The organism is Aeromonas sp. s2 (assembly GCF_040907935.1).
Lineage (GTDB): Bacteria > Pseudomonadota > Gammaproteobacteria > Enterobacterales > Aeromonadaceae > Aeromonas > Aeromonas dhakensis.
Genome location: NZ_JBFOCR010000030.1, coordinates 45,649 through 63,658, shown reverse-complemented (window position 1 = coordinate 63,658; position 18,010 = coordinate 45,649). Strand labels below are relative to the sequence as shown.

Sequence of the window (18,010 nt, the reverse complement as noted above, 5' to 3'; positions counted from 1 at the left end):
TGGTAAAGTTGCGCCGTTTCCACAGGAGTCGACATGACCAACAACGATATTTTGCGCCGCCTGCGCTACGCCCTCAGCATCAGCAACGACCAGATGGTCGACATGTTCGCCAAGGGCAACCTGACCGTCACCCACGCCCAGCTGCACGGCTGGCTGATGAAAGAGGCAGAAGAGGGTGAAGTGCAGGAGGCTGGCTTTGCCGCCTGCCCGGATTCGGCCCTGAGCCAGTTCCTCGACGGCCTGATCCTGGTGCGCCGTGGCGCGCGGGAAGATGCACCGCCCCAGGTGATCCCGAACCGGATCAACAACAACATGATCCTGCGCAAGCTGCGCATCGGCCTCAACTTCAAGGAAGAGGAGATGCTCGCCACCCTCAAGCTGGCGAACTTCAACCTCTCCAAGTCCGAGCTGAGCGCCCTGTTCCGCTCACGGGACCACAAGCACTACCAGGATTGCGGGGATCAGATCCTGCGCAACTTCCTCATCGGCCTCACCGCCAAGTATCGCGGCTGAACCATGGGCCGGCGTCTGCGCTCACCATCATCCCGCCTGCTGGCGGTGGGTGGGTGCCGTCGGCCATGGGGCACCTGTCGGCACTGGTATGCCCTCTGCCTCACCCTGCTGCTGAGCGCCTGTCAGCCCGCCCCCTATCGGCTCAACAACGACCATCAGAGCGCCAGCCAGAACGAGCGCATCGCCTTTCTGATCCTGCACTACACGGATGAAGACGATGAGCGTTCCCTGCGCCTGCTGACAGAGCCGGCCCATCAGGTGAGCGCCCACTACCTGATCCCGCGCGATACCCATGAGCGGCCACTGCCGGTCTACCAGCTGGTGCCCGACAACCGGCGCGCCTGGCATGCCGGCCGCAGCCGCTGGCACCAGTATACGGGGCTCAATGCCAGCTCTCTTGGCATCGAGATCGTCAACCTCGGCTACCCGCCACAAGATGAGCTGCTGCCCGCCCACCAGCGGCGCTGGCAACCCTACACCCGGGCACAGATAGCCGCCCTCGGCGCCCTCACCCGCGAGCTGGTCGAGCGCTACCAGATCCCCCCCACCCAGGTGCTGGCCCACAGCGACGTCGCCCCCGAGCGCAAGCAGGATCCCGGTCCCCACTTCCCCTGGCGCGAGCTGGCCCTGCACTACGGGGTGGGCGCCTGGCCCGATGAGACCCGGCTGGCCGAGCTGCGCCAGCAGCCGGCGCCGGCCTGGGATGCCCTCGGCTGGCAGCAACGGCTGGCCAGCTACGGCTATGGCGTAACCCCGAGCGGCAACTGGGACGAGCAGAGCCGCGCCGCCCTGCGCGCCTTTCAGCTCCACTTTCGGCCCGCCCTGGTCAGCGGTGAACCGGATGCCGAGAGCCAGGCCATCCTGACTGCCCTGCTCGAGCGTTACTTTCCCGCGCAACGCTGAGCTTCGCCCCAGACCACGAAAGAGGGACGCCATGGCGTCCCTCTTTTGCATTCTCAGTCGATTGCCGGCTCAGGCCTCCACCAGCAGCACCTCTATCCCGGCCTGACGCAGACCGGCCAGGGTCTCGGCCGCAATGGCGTCGTCGGTGATCAGGGTGTGGATTCGCCGGGTATCGACGATCTTGTGCAGGCTCAGCCGACCAAACTTGCTGGAGTCGGTCACGACGATGATCCGCTCGGCCACGTGGCACATGCAGCGATTGAGCCTGGCTTCGTCTTCGTGATGGGTGCTGACGCCACGCTCCAGATCGATGCCATCCACCCCGAGAAACAGCAGATCGAAGTGATAGTTCTGCAGGGAGAGATCCGCCTGGGCGCCGTAGAAGGAGAGCGACTTGCGGCGCAGGTGGCCGCCCGTCATCAGCAGCTCCACCCCTTCCGCCTCCAGCAGGGCATTCGCCACGTTCATGCCGTTGGTCATCACCACTATCTCCTGGTGATCGCGCAGGTGGCGTGCCACCTCCAGGGTAGTGGTGCCCGAGTCGAGAATGAGGCGGCAACCGGGCTGCACCAGGCTCGCCGCCATGGCGCCGATGCGCTGTTTGACCGGGGTGTTGAGCACGCTCTTGTCGGCGATGGTGCGCTCGGCCACCGGCTGACCGGATTCGCACAGCAGGGCGCCGCCGTAGGCGCGCACCGCCACCCCCTGTTTCTCCAGAAATGCCAGATCGTTGCGGATGGTGACGGTGGAGACCTGATAGTGGCCGGCCAGCTCGTTGACCTGAACGCTGCCATTGCTGCGCAGCTGCTGAATGATGCGCTCCCGTCGCTCGCTGGTGCCGAGCACGCTCTTTTCGGTGATTTGCATAGTCTCTCTGCCGGAGTCCTGTGGTGAAAGTAGAGCTTTCACTTCGTTACGTTTCCCTATTAACACTCAGCCTCGATGGCAAATCAAGCTTTCATTGAATTGAAAAGTGCCATCAGACTCCCTTAAGCAGCCAAAGGCCTTTCGATTCATTTCTTTTTGTGATCTTGCTCAAGATGTGAACACGCTTTTGTTTCGTTTCGAACGCCATACGCCTAGGGTAAAGAAAGAAATCGAAAGTAACGCATCTTGTTCAGGCCAAGAGGAAGAGGGAAATGAAATCAATGCTGGATCTGGTCGCACAACACAAGCAGGGGGAACAGGTCGGGATCTACGCCGTCTGCTCCGCCCATCCGCTGGTACTGGAGGCGGCCCTGCGACTGGCGGCGCAAGGAGACCAGCTGCTGCTGGTCGAGGCCACTTCCAATCAGGTGGATCAATTTGGCGGCTACACCGGCATGACACCGGCCGATTTTCGCGACCTGCTGCACCGGCTCGCCGCCGAGTGCCGCTTTCCCGTGCAGCGGCTGGTACTGGGTGGGGATCACCTCGGCCCCAACCGCTGGCAGAGCGAACCCGCCGAACAGGCCATGGCCCACGCCGAGGATCTCGTCGCCAGCTATGTTGCGGCCGGCTTCAAGAAGATCCACCTCGACTGCAGCATGCCCTGCCAGGGGGATCCGGTGCCGCTGACCGACGAGTTGGTGGCGGCGCGCGCAGCCCGGCTGGCAAACGTGGCCGAGCAGACCGCCATCCGGCAGTTTGGCCACAGCGACCTGGTCTATGTGATTGGCACCGAAGTGCCGGTACCGGGCGGTGCCCACGAAGAGCTGGCCGAGCTGGCGGTCACCACGCCGGAGGCGGCGCGCCACACCCTGGTCGCCCACCAGCAGGCCTTCGAGCAGGCCGGACTGGCCCGGCTCTGGCCACGGGTGATCGGTCTGGTGGTGCAACCCGGCGTGGAGTTCGACCACACCCACGTCATCGACTACCGCCCCGAGCGGGCCGCCCCCTTGAGCCGGATGATCGAGGCCTATCCCCATCTGGTGTTCGAGGCCCACTCCACCGATTACCAGACCCCGGACGCCTACCGCCAGCTGGTGCGCGATCACTTCGCCATCCTCAAGGTCGGCCCGGCCCTCACCTTTGCCCTGCGCGAGGCACTGTTTGCCCTCGCCGCCATCGAGGAGGAGCTGGTGGTGGCCAAGGCCTGCTCGGGCCTGCGCCAGGTGCTGGAAGAGACCATGCTGGATCGCCCCGACTTCTGGCGCAGCCACTATCAGGGCAGCCCCAACGAGTGCCGGCTGGCCCGCGGCTACAGCTACTCCGATCGCATTCGCTACTACTGGCCCGACAGCCGGGTCGATGAGTGCTACGCCCGGTTGCTGGCCAACCTGGCCGCCGAACCCATTCCCCTGCCGCTGCTCAGCCAGCACCTGCCGCTGCAATACCGCAAGGTGCGCCAGGGCACGCTGTCGCCCCGGGTGCACGACCTCATTCTCGATCAGGTGCAGGAGGTGCTGCGCCAATACGCGGCGGCCTGCAGCGCCGTCCCCGCCAGCCACTCCCGGCTGACCCCGGTTGTATAAGGAGTTGTAGAGATGATCCTTGGTTATCCAGAAGAGACGCTGCGGTCGGCCAACGGCCTGGCCACCGCCCGTGAAATTCGCCAGCAACCCGCCACCTGGCGGGAGACCCTCACCATGGTGGAGGAGTGCCGCGCCACCATTGAACGCTTCCTGCTGCCCCTGCTGTCACGGGGCAACCTGCGGGTGATCCTGACCGGAGCCGGCACCTCCGCCTTTGCCGGCCGCGCCCTCGCCCCCTATCTCAGTGCCCGCCTCAACGGCCGCTTCGAGGCGATCGCCACCACCGACATCGTCACCGATCCGGGCGAATACCTGGCACAGGACTGCCCGACCCTGCTCATCTCCTTCGCCCGCTCCGGCAACAGCCCGGAGAGCGTGGCGGCGGTGGAGCTGGCCAGCCAGCTGCTGAGCGAGTGCCACCACCTGGTGCTGACCTGCAACGGCGAGGGGGAGCTCTATCGCCGCTGTCAGAAGGATGCCCGCTCCCTGGCGCTGCTGATGCCGCCCCAGACCCACGACCGCAGTTTTGCCATGACCAGCAGCCTGACCAGCATGATGCTGAGCTGTCTGGCGGTGTTCCTGCCGCGCCAATTCAACCCGATCGCCAGCCAGCCGCTCATCGCGCTGGGGGACGCCATCCTGCCGCAGGCCGAGCTGAAGGTGCCCGAGTGGGATCGACCGTTGCCGGAGCGGGTCATCTACCTTGGCAGCGGCAGTCTGCAGGGGGTAGCCCAGGAGGCGGCTCTCAAGCTGCTGGAGCTCACCGCCGGCCAGGTGATGGCCATGCACGACTCCCCCACCGGCTTTCGCCACGGGCCCAAGTCGGCCATCAATCGGCAGACCCTGATCGTGCTGATGGTGTCCAACGATCCCTATACCCGCCAGTACGATCTGGACCTGCTCGGCGAGCTGCGCCAGGACGGCTATGCCGCCCGGGTGGTCGCCCTGGCCGACCGGCCGGATCCGCTCATCAGCGCCGGCGAGCACATCTATCTGCCCACCCCCCTCAACGGTGACGACGCCGAGCTGGCGCTCTGCTACCTGCTCTACGCCCAGTACTACGCCTTCCACACCGCGCTGGTGCTGGGCATCACCCCGGACAATCCCTGCCCGAGCGGGCGGGTCAACCGGGTCGTGCAGGGGGTCAACATCTATCCGTTCAACCAGCAAGGAGGCGTCTGATGCCGAACATAGTGCTGAGCCGTATCGACGAGCGCCTGATCCACGGTCAGGTCGGCGTGCAATGGGTCGGCTTCGCCGGCGCCAATCTGGTGCTGGTCGCCAATGACGAAGTCGCAGAGGACCCCATCCAGCAGAACCTGATGGAGATGGTGCTGGCCGAAGGCATCGCAGTGCGCTTCTGGCCGCTGCAGAAGGTGATCGACAACATCGGCAAGGCCGCCGATCGCCAGAAGATCCTGCTGGTGTGCAAGAGTCCGGCGGACTTTCGCACCCTGGTGGAGGGCGGGGTGCCCATCCCCCGCATCAACGTCGGCAACATGCACTACGCCGACGGCAAGCGTCAGATCCACAAGACGGTATCGGTGGACGAGTCGGACATAGCGGCGTTTCGCGCCCTGCAGGACGCCCACGTCGCCTGCTTTGTCCAGGGGGTGCCGACCGAACCGGCACAGGACATTTTCAACCTCATCTGATTAAGGACAATTGTGATGGAAATCAGTTTGTTGCAAGGGCTTTTGCTGGGCATGCTGGCGTTCTTCGCCGGGCTTGACCTGTTCAACGGCCTGACCCACTTCCACCGGCCCGTGGTACTGGGCCCGCTGGTGGGCCTGATCCTCGGCGACCTGCCCACCGGCATTCTGGTGGGTGGCACCCTGGAGCTGGTCTGGATGGGGCTGGCCCCGCTGGCGGGGGCGCAGCCGCCCAACGTCATCATCGGCACCATAGTCGGCGCCACCTTCGCCATCACCACCGGGGTCAAGCCGGATGTGGCGGTCGGGGTCGCGGTGCCGTTCGCGGTGGCGGTCCAGATGGGGATCACCTTCCTCTTCTCGGTGATGTCGGGGGTCATGTCCCGCTGTGACCGGATGGCGGAACAGGGGGATGTGCGCGGCATCGAGCGGGTCAACTACCTGGCGCTGCTGGCGCTCGGCTCCTTCTACTTCCTGTGCGCCTTCCTGCCCACCTACTTCGGGGCCGAACACGCCAAGACCGCCATCGACGTGCTGCCCGCCCGTCTCATCGACGGCCTCGGCGTCGCCGGCGGCATCATGCCCGCCATCGGCTTCGCCGTGCTGCTCAAGATCATGATGAAGAACGTCTACATCCCCTACTTCATCCTCGGTTTCGTTGCCGCCGCCTGGCTCAAGCTGCCGGTGCTGGCCATCGCCGCGGCCGCCCTGGCCATGGCTCTGATCGATTTCATGCGCAAGGACCCGGCGCCACAAGCCCGCCCCATCCAGGAGGAAACTGAAGATGGCATCTAACAACACCGCCACCCGGCTGACCCAGGCGGCCGAGCCGCAACCGACCCGCACCGTCTCCGACGACGTCTACGAAGATCAGCACCTCGGGGCCGAGCTGACCCGCCAGGACATCAACCGCTTCGCCTGGCGCTCTCTGCTGCTGCAGGCCTCCTTCAACTACGAGCGGATGCAGGCCTCCGGCTGGCTCTACGGCCTGCTGCCGGCACTGCAGAAGATCCACAGCAACCCCAAGGATCTCTCCCGGGCGATGAAGGGCCACATGGGCTTTTTCAACACCCACCCCTTTCTGGTCACCTTCGTGATGGGGATAGTGCTGGCGATGGAGCGCTCCAAGCAGAACGTCAACAGCATCCAGAGCACCAAGATCGCGGTTGGAGCCCCGCTCGGCGGGATCGGCGATGCCATGTTCTGGCTCACCCTGCTGCCCATCTGCGGCGGCATCGGCGCCGACCTGGCCCTGCAGGGTTCCATCATGGGGGCTGTGGTCTTCTTCCTGCTGTTCAACCTGGTGCACTTCGGCCTGCGCTTCGGGCTGGCGCACTACGCCTATCGCATGGGGGTGGCCGCCATTCCGCTCATCAAGGCCAACACCCGCAAGGTGGGCCATGCCGCCTCCATCGTCGGCATGACGGTGATCGGCGCCCTGGTCGCCACCTATGTGCGGCTCGGCACCACCCTGGAGATCACCGCCGGCGATGCGGTGGTGAAGCTGCAGGCGGACGTGCTCGACAAGCTGATGCCCGCCTTCCTGCCGCTGCTCTACACCCTGGCCATGTATGGGCTGATCCGCCGCGGCTGGAGCCCGCTGCGCCTCATCGTCATCACGGTCGTGCTCGGCATCGTCGGCAAGTTTGCAGGCTTCCTCTAATCCGGTGCCGGCACGAGGCCGGCCCTTTGCTGTAAAGGAACAGATTATGTTGGGCATCATCATTTGCGGACACGGCGGCTTCGCCAGCGGCATGGAACAGGCCATGTTGCAGATCCTCGGCGAGCAGGAGGCGGTGGTCGCCATCGACTTTCCCGAGTCCTCCACCACGGCCCTGCTGCAGGATCAGTGCGAAACCGCCCTGACCCAGGTTGAGCGAGGGGATGGGGTGGTCTTTCTGACCGACCTGCTGGGGGGAACCCCGTTTCGGGTCGCCTCCACCCTGGCTCTGCGCCAGCCCGGGCGGGAGGTGGTCACCGGCACCAATCTGCAGCTGCTGCTGGAGATGGTGATGGAGCGCGGCGAGCTGACCCCGTCCCAGTTTCGTGAACAGGCGCTGTGCTGCGGTCATCGCGGCCTCACCAGCCTGGTGGACGAGCTGGCACGCGAGCGGGCCGAGACGCTGGCGGAGGAGGGGATCTAGATGGCAGAACGGATCCGCGCCCGCCGTCTGCTGACCGAGCAGGGCTGGCTGACACACCAGGTACTGACCCATGAAGGGGGCGTCATCACCGCCATCGACCCCATCCCGGCCGACGACCCGGTGCGGGAAGTCGAGCTGCTGGTGCCCGCCCTCATCGATGGCCATGTCCACGGCGGGGCTGGCGTCGACGTGATGGATGAGGCGGCCGACGCCCTGGCCCGCCTCTCCCTTGCCAAGGCAGCAGAAGGGGTGGGTGCCTTCCTCGCCACCACGGTCACCGCCCCGCTGCCCGCCATCCTTAGCGCCCTCGGTCGCATCGCCGATGCCATGGCGAGCCCCCAGCCGGGCGCGCAACTGCTCGGCAGCTATCTGGAGGGCCCCTACTTCACCCCGGACAACAAGGGCGCCCATGACCCGGCCCTGTTCCGGGAGCTGGATCTGGCGGAGCTCGACCAGCTGCAACAGGTGGCGCGAGGCACCCTGAAGGTGGTCGCCCTCGCCCCCGAGAAGGGCGGGGCGCTGGCCGCCATCCGTCATCTCAAGCAGGCCGGCATCCGGGTGATGCTGGGTCACTCCGCCGCCGACCACGACACCACCATGGCGGCGCTGGCGGCGGGGGCCTCCGGGCTGGTGCACTGCTTCAACGGCATGCGCGGCCTGCACCACAGAGAACCCGGCATGGTCGGCGCAGGCCTGGTGCATCCTGATGCCTGGCTGGAACTCATCGCCGACGGCCACCACGTCCATCCGAGCGTGCTCAGACTCTGTCACTGCTGCGCCAGGGATCGCCTGCTGCTCATCACGGATGCCATGCGCGCCGCCGGCATGCCGGACGGTCACTACCTGCTCGGCGACTACCGGGTGGAGATGAAGGACGGGGTGGTGCGCACCGACACCGGCGGCCTGGCTGGCAGCACCCTCACCCTGCTCGGCGCCGTGCGCAACATGGTGCAGCTGGCCGGCGTGCCGCTGGAGGAGGCCATCCGTATGGCTTCGCTGGCACCGGCCCGGATGCTGGGGATGGAACATCGCCTCGGCTCGCTGGCCGTCGGCAAGCAGGCCAACCTGCTCGCCCTGACCGCGGAGCTCAATCAACAACACATCTGGGTGGCCGGCCGGGAGATCCTCCCCGCCCCTGCCCCGCTCTCTTTCCCTGAAGCTGGTGCCCGCCAGGGTGCCAAGGAGTCCTCATGTATCTGATCTCGTCCCACGAAATGCTTAAAGATGCCCAGCGCCGCGGCTATGCGGTGCCCGCCTTCAACATCCACAACCTGGAGACCGTCGAGGTGGTGGCCCGCACTGCCGCCAAACTGAACTCCCCGGTGATCCTGGCCGCCACGCCGGGTACCTACCGCCACGCCGGGGTCGAGTACCTGGTCTCCATCTGCGCCTCGGCCGCCCATCAGTACCGCATCCCGCTGGTACTGCATCTGGACCACCACGAGGATGAGCAGGATATCCACTACAAGGTCGAGGCCGGCATCCACTCCGCCATGATCGACGCCTCTCACCTCTCGTTCGAGGAGAACGTCGCCAGGGTGCAGCGGGTCGTCACCTTCTGTCACCGCATGGGGGCGAGCGTGGAGGCGGAACTGGGCCAGCTCGGCGGCCAGGAGGATGACCTCATCGTGGACGCCGCCAACGCCCATCTGACCGACCCGGACAAGGCGGCCGAGTTCGTGGCGCGCACCGGCATCGACTCCCTGGCCGTCGCCATCGGCACGGCCCACGGCCTTTACAAGGAGGAGCCGCGCCTCGACTTCGAGCGCCTCGCCGCCATCCGGGCCAGGGTAGCGGTGCCGCTGGTGCTGCACGGTGCCTCCGGCATTCCCGACCGTGACGTGCGCCGCTGCATCGAGCTCGGGGTGTGCAAGGTCAACGTGGCCACCGAGCTCAAGATCGCCTTCTCCGACGCCATGAAGGCGTTCCTGGCCTCTCACCCCGACGCCAGCGACCCGCGCCAGTATCTGGTGCCCGCCATGGCCGCCATGGAGGAGGTGGTCGCCGCCAAGATCCGCATGTGCATGAGCGACGGCAAGCTCTGAACATCGCAGAAGGCAGTGCAAGTCTGACCGCCACCGACCTTTCCATCATGCCGCAACAAAAAGGGACGCCGTGGCGTCCCTTTTTCTTCGTGTCGCGGGGCCCAGCCCCTGCCAACAGATCAGATCCCCTGACGGGCTTCCTGCATCAGCAGGCGCATGTCGCTGACCGCCTTGGCCAGGCCGTCGAAGGCGGCGCGGCCGATGATGGCGTGGCCGATGTTGAGCTCATAGAGCTCGGGGATGGCGGCGATGGCCTTGACGTTGTGGTAGTGCAGGCCGTGGCCGGCATTGACCTTCAAGCCCTTGCCGGCGGCATAGGAGGCACCGGCGGCGATGCGCTTGAACTCGGCGTTGCGCTCGGCATCCGTGGTGGCATCGGCGTAGCGACCGGTGTGGATCTCGATGAAGGGAGCACCGCTCGCGGCGGCCGCATCGATCTGGATGGGGTCGGCATCGATGAAGAGCGACACCTGGGCGCCGACGGCGGCCAGACGGGTCACCGCATCGGTCACCTTGTCCAGCTGGCCGGCCACGTCCAGCCCCCCCTCCGTGGTCACCTCGGTGCGCTTCTCCGGTACCAGGCAGACGAAGTGAGGCTTGATACGGCAGGCGATGCCGACCATCTCCTCGGTCACCGCCATCTCCAGGTTCATTCTGGTCTGGATGGTCTGGCGCAGGATCTCCACGTCACGGTCGGTGATGTGGCGGCGATCTTCCCGCAGGTGCACCGTGATGCCATCGGCACCGGCCTGCTCGGCCACGAAGGCGGCCTGTACCGGATCCGGATACTGGGTGCCCCGGGCATTGCGCAGAGTGGCGATGTGATCGATGTTCACACCCAGATAGATTTCGCTCATTGACGACTCCTTGAAGCTCTTCACTGTTAACTGTGCAGCTGCCGCCTAGGCGCCAGCACCGATATCCATATGTCACGTGTGTGGCAGCTCGTAGGTTCGATTAGCGCAGCGTAATCGGACCTAGGTAACATTCTTGCCGTGTTGGGTAACGCCGCAGGGCGGTTAACCCAAGCTATTACGGCGTTTTAAAAACAGCTCCCGGCTCTTCAACTGACGCCGTCCCAGATAGGGTTGCAGCGCCAGCCGGCTGAAACGCTTGGCCGCCTGCAACAGGGGGGGAGTATCGAAGCGCCCCTCGGCAAAGGCCAGCAGGTGCGCGCCGAGAAACAGGGTACGGGGATCCGGCGCCCGCTCGCAAGCGACAAAGCCCAACTCTCGCTCGAAGCCGTAGAGCAGGGTTGGCTCAATCGGCGACTCGTCATCCGCCGTGTACTCGAAGTCCACCGCATAACCCAGCGCCTGCAACAGCAGGAACTCGAAGCGGCGCAGCGGCAGCTCCGGCGTCTCGCCGTCGGCCAGCGCCATGATGGCGCGGGCATAGGCATCGAACACCTCGGGGAAGGGGGTGTGCGCTTCCAGCAGGTAGTAGACCAGCTCGTTGAGATAGAGGCCGTAGAAGAGGCGATCGCCACCGAGGCGCAGGGAGTGATCCGGGCACTCGACCTGGGTGAGATTCTTGAGATCCCCCTTGCCACGCCAGGCGATGGTGAGCAGGGTAAAGGGTTGCAACAGCCCCTTCAGAGGCGAGCGTGGCCCGCGAGAACCGCGAGCCACCAGGGTAAAACGGCCACTATCCTGGGTGAAAACCTCGACCAGCTGGCTGGTCTCCCGATAGGGCCGACTGTGGATGACGAAAGCCGGGGTCAGCAATCAGTCGTCGCCATAGCCGAGACTGCGCAGGGCGCGCTCGTCGTCAGCCCAGCCGGACTTGACCTTGACCCACAGCTCGAGGTGCACCTTGTTTTGGAACAGCCGTTCCATGTCGATGCGGGCCTCGGTGCCGATGGTCTTGATCTTCTCGCCCTTGTTGCCGATGACCATCTTCTTCTGGCCTTCGCGCTCCACCAGGATCAGGCCGTGGATGTGGTAGAGACCGTTCTCTTCCACCTTGAAGCGCTCGATCTCCACCGTTACCGAGTAGGGCAGCTCCTCACCGGTGAAGCGCATCAGCTTCTCGCGGATGATTTCGGAGGCCATGAAGCGGGAGGAGCGGTCGGTCACGTAATCTTCCGGGAAGAAGTGGACGTTTTCCGGCAGCAGATCCTTGGCCCACTCGCGGATTTTCTCCACGTTGGTGCCCTTCTCGGCGCTGATGGGCAGGATGTGAGAGAAGTTCATCTGCTGGCCCAGCCACTCCAGGTGGGGCAGCAGATCCTCTTTCTCTTTGACGTTGTCGATCTTGTTGACCGCCAGCACCACGGGACACTTGAGGTTGCGCAGTTTGCCCAGCACCATCTCGTCGTCCTTGGTCCAGTGGGTGCCGTCGACCACGAACACCACCATGGCCACGTCCCCCAGCGAACTGGTGGCGGCGCGGTTCATCAGGCGGTTGATGGCCCGTTTCTCTTCAATGTGCAGACCCGGGGTATCCACGTAGATGGTCTGATAGTTCTCCTCGGTGTCGATCCCCAGGATCCGGTGACGGGTGGTCTGAGGCTTCTTCGAGGTGATGCTGACCTTCTGGCCAAGCAGCTTGTTGAGCAGGGTGGACTTGCCCACGTTGGGGCGGCCCACGATGGCGACAAAGCCGCAATAAGTGCTATCTGTCATGACAGTTTTTCCAATGCTTGCTGCGCCGCGGCCTGTTCGGCCTTGCGGCGGCTGGTGCCGACCCCGACCAGCGGACCATCCAGGCCTTCCACCTCACACTGGACGGTGAACTCCTGGTTGTGGGCTTCGCCCTTGACGTTGGTCACGGTATAGGTCGGCAGGGATTTGCGGCTTCCCTGCAGAATTTCTTGCAGACGGGTCTTGGGATCCTTCTGCTCTATGCCCGGCTTGATCTCGTCCAGGCGACTGGCATACCAGCCCAGCAGCAGGGTCCGTACCGTCTCAAGATTGGTATCCAGATAGACGGCGCCGATCACCGCCTCGACCGTGTCGGCCAGAATGGATTCACGGCGAAAACCACCGCTCTTCAGCTCGCCCGGCCCCAGGATCAGGTGATCCCCGAGGTCGAACTCCCGGCCCAGTTCGGCCAGGGTCTTCTCGCGCACCAGGGTGGCGCGCATCCGGCTGAGATCCCCTTCCGCCGCCTGCGGGAAGCGGTGGAACAGATCGTCGGCAATCACCAGACTCAAAATGGAGTCACCCAGAAATTCCAGTCGCTCGTTGTGACGGGAGCCGGCGCTGCGGTGAGTCAGCGCCCGGGTCAGCAGTTCTTGATCCTGAAAGACATGCCCGAGACGGGACTGCAGTCTGTTCATCTTGATATTCATTTACTTGATTCCGCCAATGCGGTTGAAGCGCACCCCTGTCGGTACCCAGCTCGGCAGCAGGGAGCCTTCTTCGCGCTCGAATTCAAAACTTATCCAGATAGCGACCGCCTTGCCCACCAGGTTCTGCTCGGGCACGAAGCCCCAGAAACGGCTGTCGGTACTGTTGTCACGGTTGTCCCCCATGACGAAGTACTGACCTTCCGGTACGACCCACTCGTCGGGGTAGGTGCCGGGCTGGCGGTAGTAACGGCCGACCATATCGGGCATCAGCGGGTTGCGCAGGGTCTCGTGAGACACCTCGCCCAGCTGCTCGGTATAGCGGTCAAGCGGGATCCCCATCTGGGTAAATTCACCCCTTTGTTCAAACTTGACGTCGAGCTTCTGGAAGCCCGGGCACGTTTTCCCTTCCTGCTCCTCGCACTTGGGCCGGATCATCAGCTCCTTGTTGCGATAGATGACCCGGTCCCCCGGCATGCCGACCACGCGCTTGATGTAGTCCACCCGGGTATCCAGCGGATACTTGAACACCACCACGTCGCCGCGCTTGGGTTCACCGGTCTCGAGGAACTTGGTGTTGGTCACCGGATCCTTGAGGCCGTAGGCAAACTTCTCCACCAGGATGAAATCGCCCACCAGCAGGGTGGGCATCATGGAACCAGACGGGATCTGGAACGGTTCGAAGATGAAGGAGCGCAGGATCAGTACGAGGGTGATGACCGGGAAGACCCCGGCGGTCTGTTCGATCCAGACCGGCACGGGGGCCACCTTGGCCAGGGTTTTCTCGTCCAGATGGGCGCCGCCGTGGGCACGGGCCACGGCAATCTTGGCGGCCCGCTGCTTGGACCAGATCATCTTGTCCAGACACCAGATAACACCGGTGATCGCGCAGACCACCACCAGGATCAGGGAAAACGTGCTTGCCATCTATTAATCCTTTCCGACGTGGAGAATTGCGAGGAAGGCTTCCTGCGGCACGTCGACACGGCCCAGAGACTTCATCCGTTTCTTGCCTTCTTTCTGCTTGTTCAGCAGCTTCTTCTTACGACTCACGTCACCACCGTAACACTTGGCGGTCACGTCCTTGCGCAGGGCCTTGACGGTGCTGCGAGCGATGATCTGGTTGCCGATGGCAGCCTGGATGGCGATATCGAACATCTGGCGCGGGATCAGCTCGCGCATCTTCTCCACCACCTGGCGACCGCGGTACTGGGCGTTCTCCTTGTGGGTGATGATGGCCAGGGCGTCGACCCGCTCGCCGTTGATCATGATGTCCAGACGGACCATGTCGGAGGTTTCGAAACGCTTGAAGCCGTAATCCAGCGAGGCGTAACCGCGGCTGGTGGATTTGAGGCGGTCGAAGAAATCGAGCACCACTTCCGCCATCGGGATCTCGTAGGTCAGTGCCACCTGCTTGCCGTGGTAGACCATGTTGGTCTGCACGCCACGCTTCTCGATACAGAGGGTGATCACGTTACCCATGTACTCCTGCGGCAGCAGGATGTGACACTCGGCGATGGGCTCACGCATCTCCTTGATGCTGGTGATGGCGGGCATCTGGGCCGGGCTGTCGATGTGGATGGTGGTACCGTCGGTCTGCTCGATCTGGTAGACCACGGTCGGCGCCGTGGTGATCAGATCCAGATCGTACTCACGCTCCAGCCGCTCCTGGATGATCTCCATGTGCAGCATGCCGAGGAAGCCGCAACGGAAGCCAAAGCCCAGTGCGGTGGAACTCTCCGGCTCGTAGAACAGGGAGGCGTCGTTGAGCGACAGCTTCTCCAGTGCATCGCGGAAGGACTCGTAGTCATCGCTGGAGATGGGGAACAGACCAGCATAGACCTGCGGCTTCACCTTCTTGAAGCCGGCCAGCGCCTTCTCGGCACCGTGTTTGGCCAGGGTCAGGGTATCGCCCACCGGTGCGCCGTGGATGTCCTTGATGCCGCAGACGACCCAACCTACCTCGCCGCAGCCCAGACCGTCGGTATCCACCTGCTTGGGCGTGAAGATCCCGATGCGATCGACGCCCCAGGTCTGGCCGGTGCTCATCACCTTGATCTTGTCGTTCTTCTTGAGCGAACCGTTCTTGATCCGCACCAGAGAGACGACGCCCAGATAGGAATCGAACCAGGAGTCGATGATCAGCGCCTGCAGCGGGGCATCCGGATCCCCTTCCGGAGACGGGATCTTGGCCACGATCTCTTCCAGCACCAGATCGACACCGAGGCCGGTCTTGGCGGAGCAGCGCACCGCGTCGACCGCGTCGATGCCGACGATGTCCTCGATCTCTTCGGCAACCCGCTCTGGCTCGGCGGCCGGCAGGTCGATCTTGTTCAGCACCGGCACCACTTCCAGGTCCATTTCCATGGCGGTATAGCAGTTGGCCAGAGTCTGTGCCTCAACCCCCTGGCCGGCATCCACCACCAGCAGAGCCCCTTCACAGGCCGCCAACGAGCGGGAGACCTCGTAGGAGAAGTCCACGTGGCCCGGGGTGTCGATAAAGTTCAGCTGGTAGGTGTTACCGTCTTGTGCCTGGTAGTTCAGGGTCACACTCTGTGCTTTGATGGTAATGCCGCGCTCGCGCTCCAGTTCCATGGAGTCAAGCACCTGAGCCTGCATCTCGCGGTCGGACAGGCCGCCACAAGTCTGGATCAGACGGTCCGACAGGGTCGATTTACCGTGGTCGATGTGCGCAATAATCGAAAAGTTACGAATGTGTTTCATCGAGCAAGAATCACTCAAAATTAGGTTAGGGCCGGATATGGAGGCAGGATTTTACTGGATAACCCGGTCGACGGCCAATCTTTAGTCGACGAAGCACCAGAAATAGCGGCCTGCACGGTCAGGAGAGGTGGCGGGTGGGCAGGACCACACCCAGCATGCGGGGACCATAGGCCCCCTGATCGAGCCGGTTGGAAAAGTAACGAACCAGTGAAAAACCGACGAGGCCCCCCAGCAGGCAGCAGAGGATGGTGACCCCCTCCCCCGCAGAGAGCAGGGGTGCCAGCCAGAGTTGCCCCAGCAGGGCACCCGCCAGCAGACAGAACAGTGGCAGCACATAGACCAGTGCGGCCCCCTGCAGGATGCTCGCCTGGGGAATGCCGAGCCTCACCTGCTGGCCGACGCTCACCTCGGCGGTGAGCGCCACCCGCAGTCGCTGCGCTTTCAATGGAAACGCCTTGGCCACCGTGCCGGTGCCGCAGTTGGACTGTTGATGACAACCGCTGCAGGCGGAGCGTCGTTCGCACTCCACCCAGGCATGTTCTCCATCAATGGCCACCACGGTCGCCAGCTCTTCGCTCATTCCACTCACAAGACGGTTCCACAATAACGAAAGATAGATTGACCCAATCTGAACACGACTGCCGGCCTTGGGCAAGCAGCCGCGTCTGACGGCTTACTGTACGGCCTCGTTGCGGGCCAGCGGCTGCACCGATTCGGCAATCCGCTTGGCGGTGTCGGCTGGCACTTCCCCGACCACAGTGATCTCGACCCCCACGTCATTGACGAAGCTCACCAGCGAGGTGGCGCCCTGACGGATCAGTTGCTGGCGCACCGCCTGCTTGGGATCGACCCGGGCCACGTAGACCGAGAGATCCACCAGCCCGTCGGAGAGCATCATGTAATCCACCGGCAGACTGGTAGTCACCAGCTGGTGACGATCCCGGGAGAGCACCTTGAAGCCTTCAGGCAGCCAGGTGAGGTGCCAGTTCAGCTGCTGCTGCGGCGCCGGATAGGCATCTTCCAGCGCCAGTGCCTGGGGCAGCTTGCTGCTGGCCAGCTTCACCAGCCAGGGGGCCGGCGCAGGGAGCCGGTCCAGATCCACCCCCAACACCTGTTCGACCAGGTTGCCTTCCCGATCCACCATGTCCACCCGCAGCAACAAGCTGCTCTGCTCGTCAATCCAGAGCACGAAACCGTACTTGTCGGCCTCCTTGGGCACCAGCCGCACCACCTGAGCCACCAACCCAGCCGCCCGGCTGCGGCCGGCCAGCACAGGATCATAACTCTCCAGCACCCGCGGCAACGGCATTCTCACCAAGGTGGCCCACACGCCGGGGAAACGTGCCCCCTTGAGGGTGTAGGGTTCATGGGTATTTTCAAAAAAGGTGTACTCGTCCTGGCGCTGCAGGTACTCGATGGTCTTGCCATCGAGGTAGCTGAGGTGAGCCACCTCCTTGCCATCGATCACGCCGTGGCTGAAGCGGATAGGCTCGAGTCGCCCCTGCCGGGCCTTGACCATGGACAATTCGAAATTCTGTTGCGAGACGGCACTCTGCATCTGCTGCAACAAGGCCTCGGCCGACTTGTCGTCGGCCGAGGCCTTGGCGCTGATCAACAGGAGAGAGGCCAGCAAAATACGGCTGGACTGGCGCACGTTCTGATCCCTAATCCGTTATTCCTGAATCTGCTTGTCTTGCAGCAGACGCTGTTGCAACTGGTGGTCGCGCAGGAAAGCGTTGATGCGCTCGCGCTGCTCCTGCATCTGCTGTTCGCTCAACCCCTGCTGACGCTGGGTCGCACGATTGCCGTCCTGCGGATAGTGCACGCTCACCGGCGAGGCACTGCCACCAACGGGGATAGTGTTGAGTACCGGGTTGGTCGGCACACCGTCCTGCCCCTGATACTGCTGCACCCCGAAGATGACGGCGGCAGCGACCGAGGCGGCGATGGCGTATTGCCCTACCTGCTGGCCGGCGCGGCGCAGGAACGGCACTATGGTGGCGGTCTTGGCGGTACCCGGCTGCGGTGCGGCAGGTTTGCTCTCCACCGGCTTGGGCGCCAGTATGGTAGGCTCATCTTCCAGCGCAGCCATGATGCTGTCGCTCAGATCCAGTTGCAGATTGACCGGCAGGTCCCCCCGCATGGCATCACCAATCAGGTGGTAACGAGACCAGGTCTCTTGCAGAGCCGGATCCGTTCCCAGCTCGTTCAGAACCTCAACATCGCTCAAGTCACCGTCCATCAGGGCCGAGAGTTGCTCTTTATTTGCCATAAGTTAACCTGT

Annotated in this window: 20 protein-coding genes; 10 read left to right on the top strand and 10 right to left on the bottom strand. The window is 63.9% G+C overall.

Annotated features, from left to right (window positions below; all coding sequences use genetic code 11):
* Window positions 1-33: 33 nt before the first annotated feature.
* On the top strand, window positions 34-513 hold the full coding sequence (locus tag AB5Y81_RS21180) for a DUF1456 family protein (protein ID WP_005309414.1): 480 nt from the start codon (window positions 34-36) through the stop codon (window positions 511-513).
* 3 nt (window positions 514-516) lie between these two features.
* Entirely contained in the window at window positions 517-1,416 is a 900-nt protein-coding gene (locus AB5Y81_RS21175; protein ID WP_043170424.1) for an N-acetylmuramoyl-L-alanine amidase, read from the top strand.
* Window positions 1,417-1,485: 69 nt separating this feature from the next.
* Here the strand turns inward: AB5Y81_RS21175 and AB5Y81_RS21170 are convergent, their stop codons facing one another.
* Window positions 1,486-2,283 carry a DeoR family transcriptional regulator gene (locus AB5Y81_RS21170; RefSeq protein ID WP_017764749.1) on the bottom strand — a complete coding sequence of 266 codons (798 nt, stop codon included), beginning with the start codon at window positions 2,281-2,283 and terminating at the stop codon, window positions 1,486-1,488.
* Between the two features lie 272 nt (window positions 2,284-2,555).
* Between AB5Y81_RS21170 and kbaZ the strand changes: the two genes are divergently transcribed.
* The 8 genes from kbaZ to AB5Y81_RS21130 are packed head-to-tail and all read left to right on the top strand — an operon-like array spanning window position 2,556 to window position 9,710.
* The gene (gene kbaZ, locus AB5Y81_RS21165; protein WP_279484833.1) at window positions 2,556-3,869 is read left to right on the top strand and encodes a tagatose-bisphosphate aldolase subunit KbaZ; all 1,314 of its coding nucleotides are present in this window, start codon (window positions 2,556-2,558) and stop codon (window positions 3,867-3,869) included.
* Window positions 3,870-3,881: 12 nt separating this feature from the next.
* Window positions 3,882-5,051 carry an SIS domain-containing protein gene (locus AB5Y81_RS21160; protein ID WP_216973883.1) on the top strand — a complete coding sequence of 390 codons (1,170 nt, stop codon included), beginning with the start codon at window positions 3,882-3,884 and terminating at the stop codon, window positions 5,049-5,051.
* Window positions 5,051-5,524, top strand: a complete 474-nt coding sequence (agaV, locus tag AB5Y81_RS21155; protein WP_005309404.1) for a PTS N-acetylgalactosamine transporter subunit IIB — start codon at window positions 5,051-5,053, stop codon at window positions 5,522-5,524. The genes AB5Y81_RS21160 and agaV overlap by 1 nt, the downstream gene beginning before the upstream one ends.
* Window positions 5,525-5,539: 15 nt before the next feature.
* Window positions 5,540-6,316, top strand: a complete 777-nt coding sequence (gene agaW / locus AB5Y81_RS21150; protein ID WP_011704758.1) for a PTS N-acetylgalactosamine transporter subunit IIC — start codon at window positions 5,540-5,542, stop codon at window positions 6,314-6,316.
* Window positions 6,306-7,184 (top strand): PTS N-acetylgalactosamine transporter subunit IID, encoded by an 879-nt coding sequence (agaE, locus tag AB5Y81_RS21145; protein WP_017785658.1) that lies wholly within the window; start codon window positions 6,306-6,308, stop codon window positions 7,182-7,184. The genes agaW and agaE overlap by 11 nt, the downstream gene beginning before the upstream one ends.
* Window positions 7,185-7,230: 46 nt before the next feature.
* Window positions 7,231-7,665 carry a PTS galactosamine/N-acetylgalactosamine transporter subunit IIA gene (gene agaF, locus AB5Y81_RS21140; protein ID WP_010635027.1) on the top strand — a complete coding sequence of 145 codons (435 nt, stop codon included), beginning with the start codon at window positions 7,231-7,233 and terminating at the stop codon, window positions 7,663-7,665.
* Entirely contained in the window at window positions 7,666-8,865 is a 1,200-nt protein-coding gene (nagA, locus tag AB5Y81_RS21135) for an N-acetylglucosamine-6-phosphate deacetylase (RefSeq protein WP_279484834.1), read from the top strand.
* On the top strand, window positions 8,856-9,710 hold the full coding sequence (locus tag AB5Y81_RS21130) for a tagatose bisphosphate family class II aldolase (RefSeq protein ID WP_279484835.1): 855 nt from the start codon (window positions 8,856-8,858) through the stop codon (window positions 9,708-9,710). Before nagA ends, AB5Y81_RS21130 begins: the two co-directional genes overlap by 10 nt.
* Before the next feature lie 119 nt (window positions 9,711-9,829).
* Here AB5Y81_RS21130 and pdxJ read toward each other — a convergent pair whose 3' ends face one another.
* The 9 genes from pdxJ to AB5Y81_RS21085 form a co-directional block, all read right to left on the bottom strand.
* Window positions 9,830-10,567 carry a pyridoxine 5'-phosphate synthase gene (pdxJ, locus tag AB5Y81_RS21125; RefSeq protein ID WP_017779321.1) on the bottom strand — a complete coding sequence of 246 codons (738 nt, stop codon included), beginning with the start codon at window positions 10,565-10,567 and terminating at the stop codon, window positions 9,830-9,832.
* Window positions 10,568-10,729: 162 nt separating this feature from the next.
* Window positions 10,730-11,437, bottom strand: a complete 708-nt coding sequence (recO, locus tag AB5Y81_RS21120; RefSeq protein WP_010635031.1) for a DNA repair protein RecO — start codon at window positions 11,435-11,437, stop codon at window positions 10,730-10,732.
* Window positions 11,438-12,337, bottom strand: a complete 900-nt coding sequence (gene era / locus AB5Y81_RS21115) for a GTPase Era (RefSeq protein WP_005309385.1) — start codon at window positions 12,335-12,337, stop codon at window positions 11,438-11,440.
* Window positions 12,334-13,005, bottom strand: coding sequence for a ribonuclease III (gene rnc / locus AB5Y81_RS21110; protein WP_005309383.1), 672 nt, complete (start codon window positions 13,003-13,005; stop codon window positions 12,334-12,336). The genes era and rnc overlap by 4 nt, the downstream gene beginning before the upstream one ends.
* Window positions 13,006-13,929 carry a signal peptidase I gene (lepB, locus tag AB5Y81_RS21105; RefSeq protein ID WP_005309381.1) on the bottom strand — a complete coding sequence of 308 codons (924 nt, stop codon included), beginning with the start codon at window positions 13,927-13,929 and terminating at the stop codon, window positions 13,006-13,008. It abuts the gene before it with no gap.
* A gap of 3 nt (window positions 13,930-13,932) precedes the next feature.
* Entirely contained in the window at window positions 13,933-15,726 is a 1,794-nt protein-coding gene (gene lepA / locus AB5Y81_RS21100) for a translation elongation factor 4 (RefSeq protein WP_005309379.1), read from the bottom strand.
* A gap of 118 nt (window positions 15,727-15,844) precedes the next feature.
* Window positions 15,845-16,306, bottom strand: coding sequence for a SoxR reducing system RseC family protein (locus AB5Y81_RS21095; protein ID WP_005309378.1), 462 nt, complete (start codon window positions 16,304-16,306; stop codon window positions 15,845-15,847).
* A 93-nt stretch (window positions 16,307-16,399) separates the two neighbouring features.
* Window positions 16,400-17,380 (bottom strand): MucB/RseB C-terminal domain-containing protein, encoded by a 981-nt coding sequence (locus tag AB5Y81_RS21090; protein ID WP_010635033.1) that lies wholly within the window; start codon window positions 17,378-17,380, stop codon window positions 16,400-16,402.
* A gap of 18 nt (window positions 17,381-17,398) precedes the next feature.
* Window positions 17,399-17,998, bottom strand: a complete 600-nt coding sequence (locus tag AB5Y81_RS21085) for an RseA family anti-sigma factor (RefSeq protein WP_041203163.1) — start codon at window positions 17,996-17,998, stop codon at window positions 17,399-17,401.
* Between the last annotated feature and the right edge of the window lie 12 nt (window positions 17,999-18,010).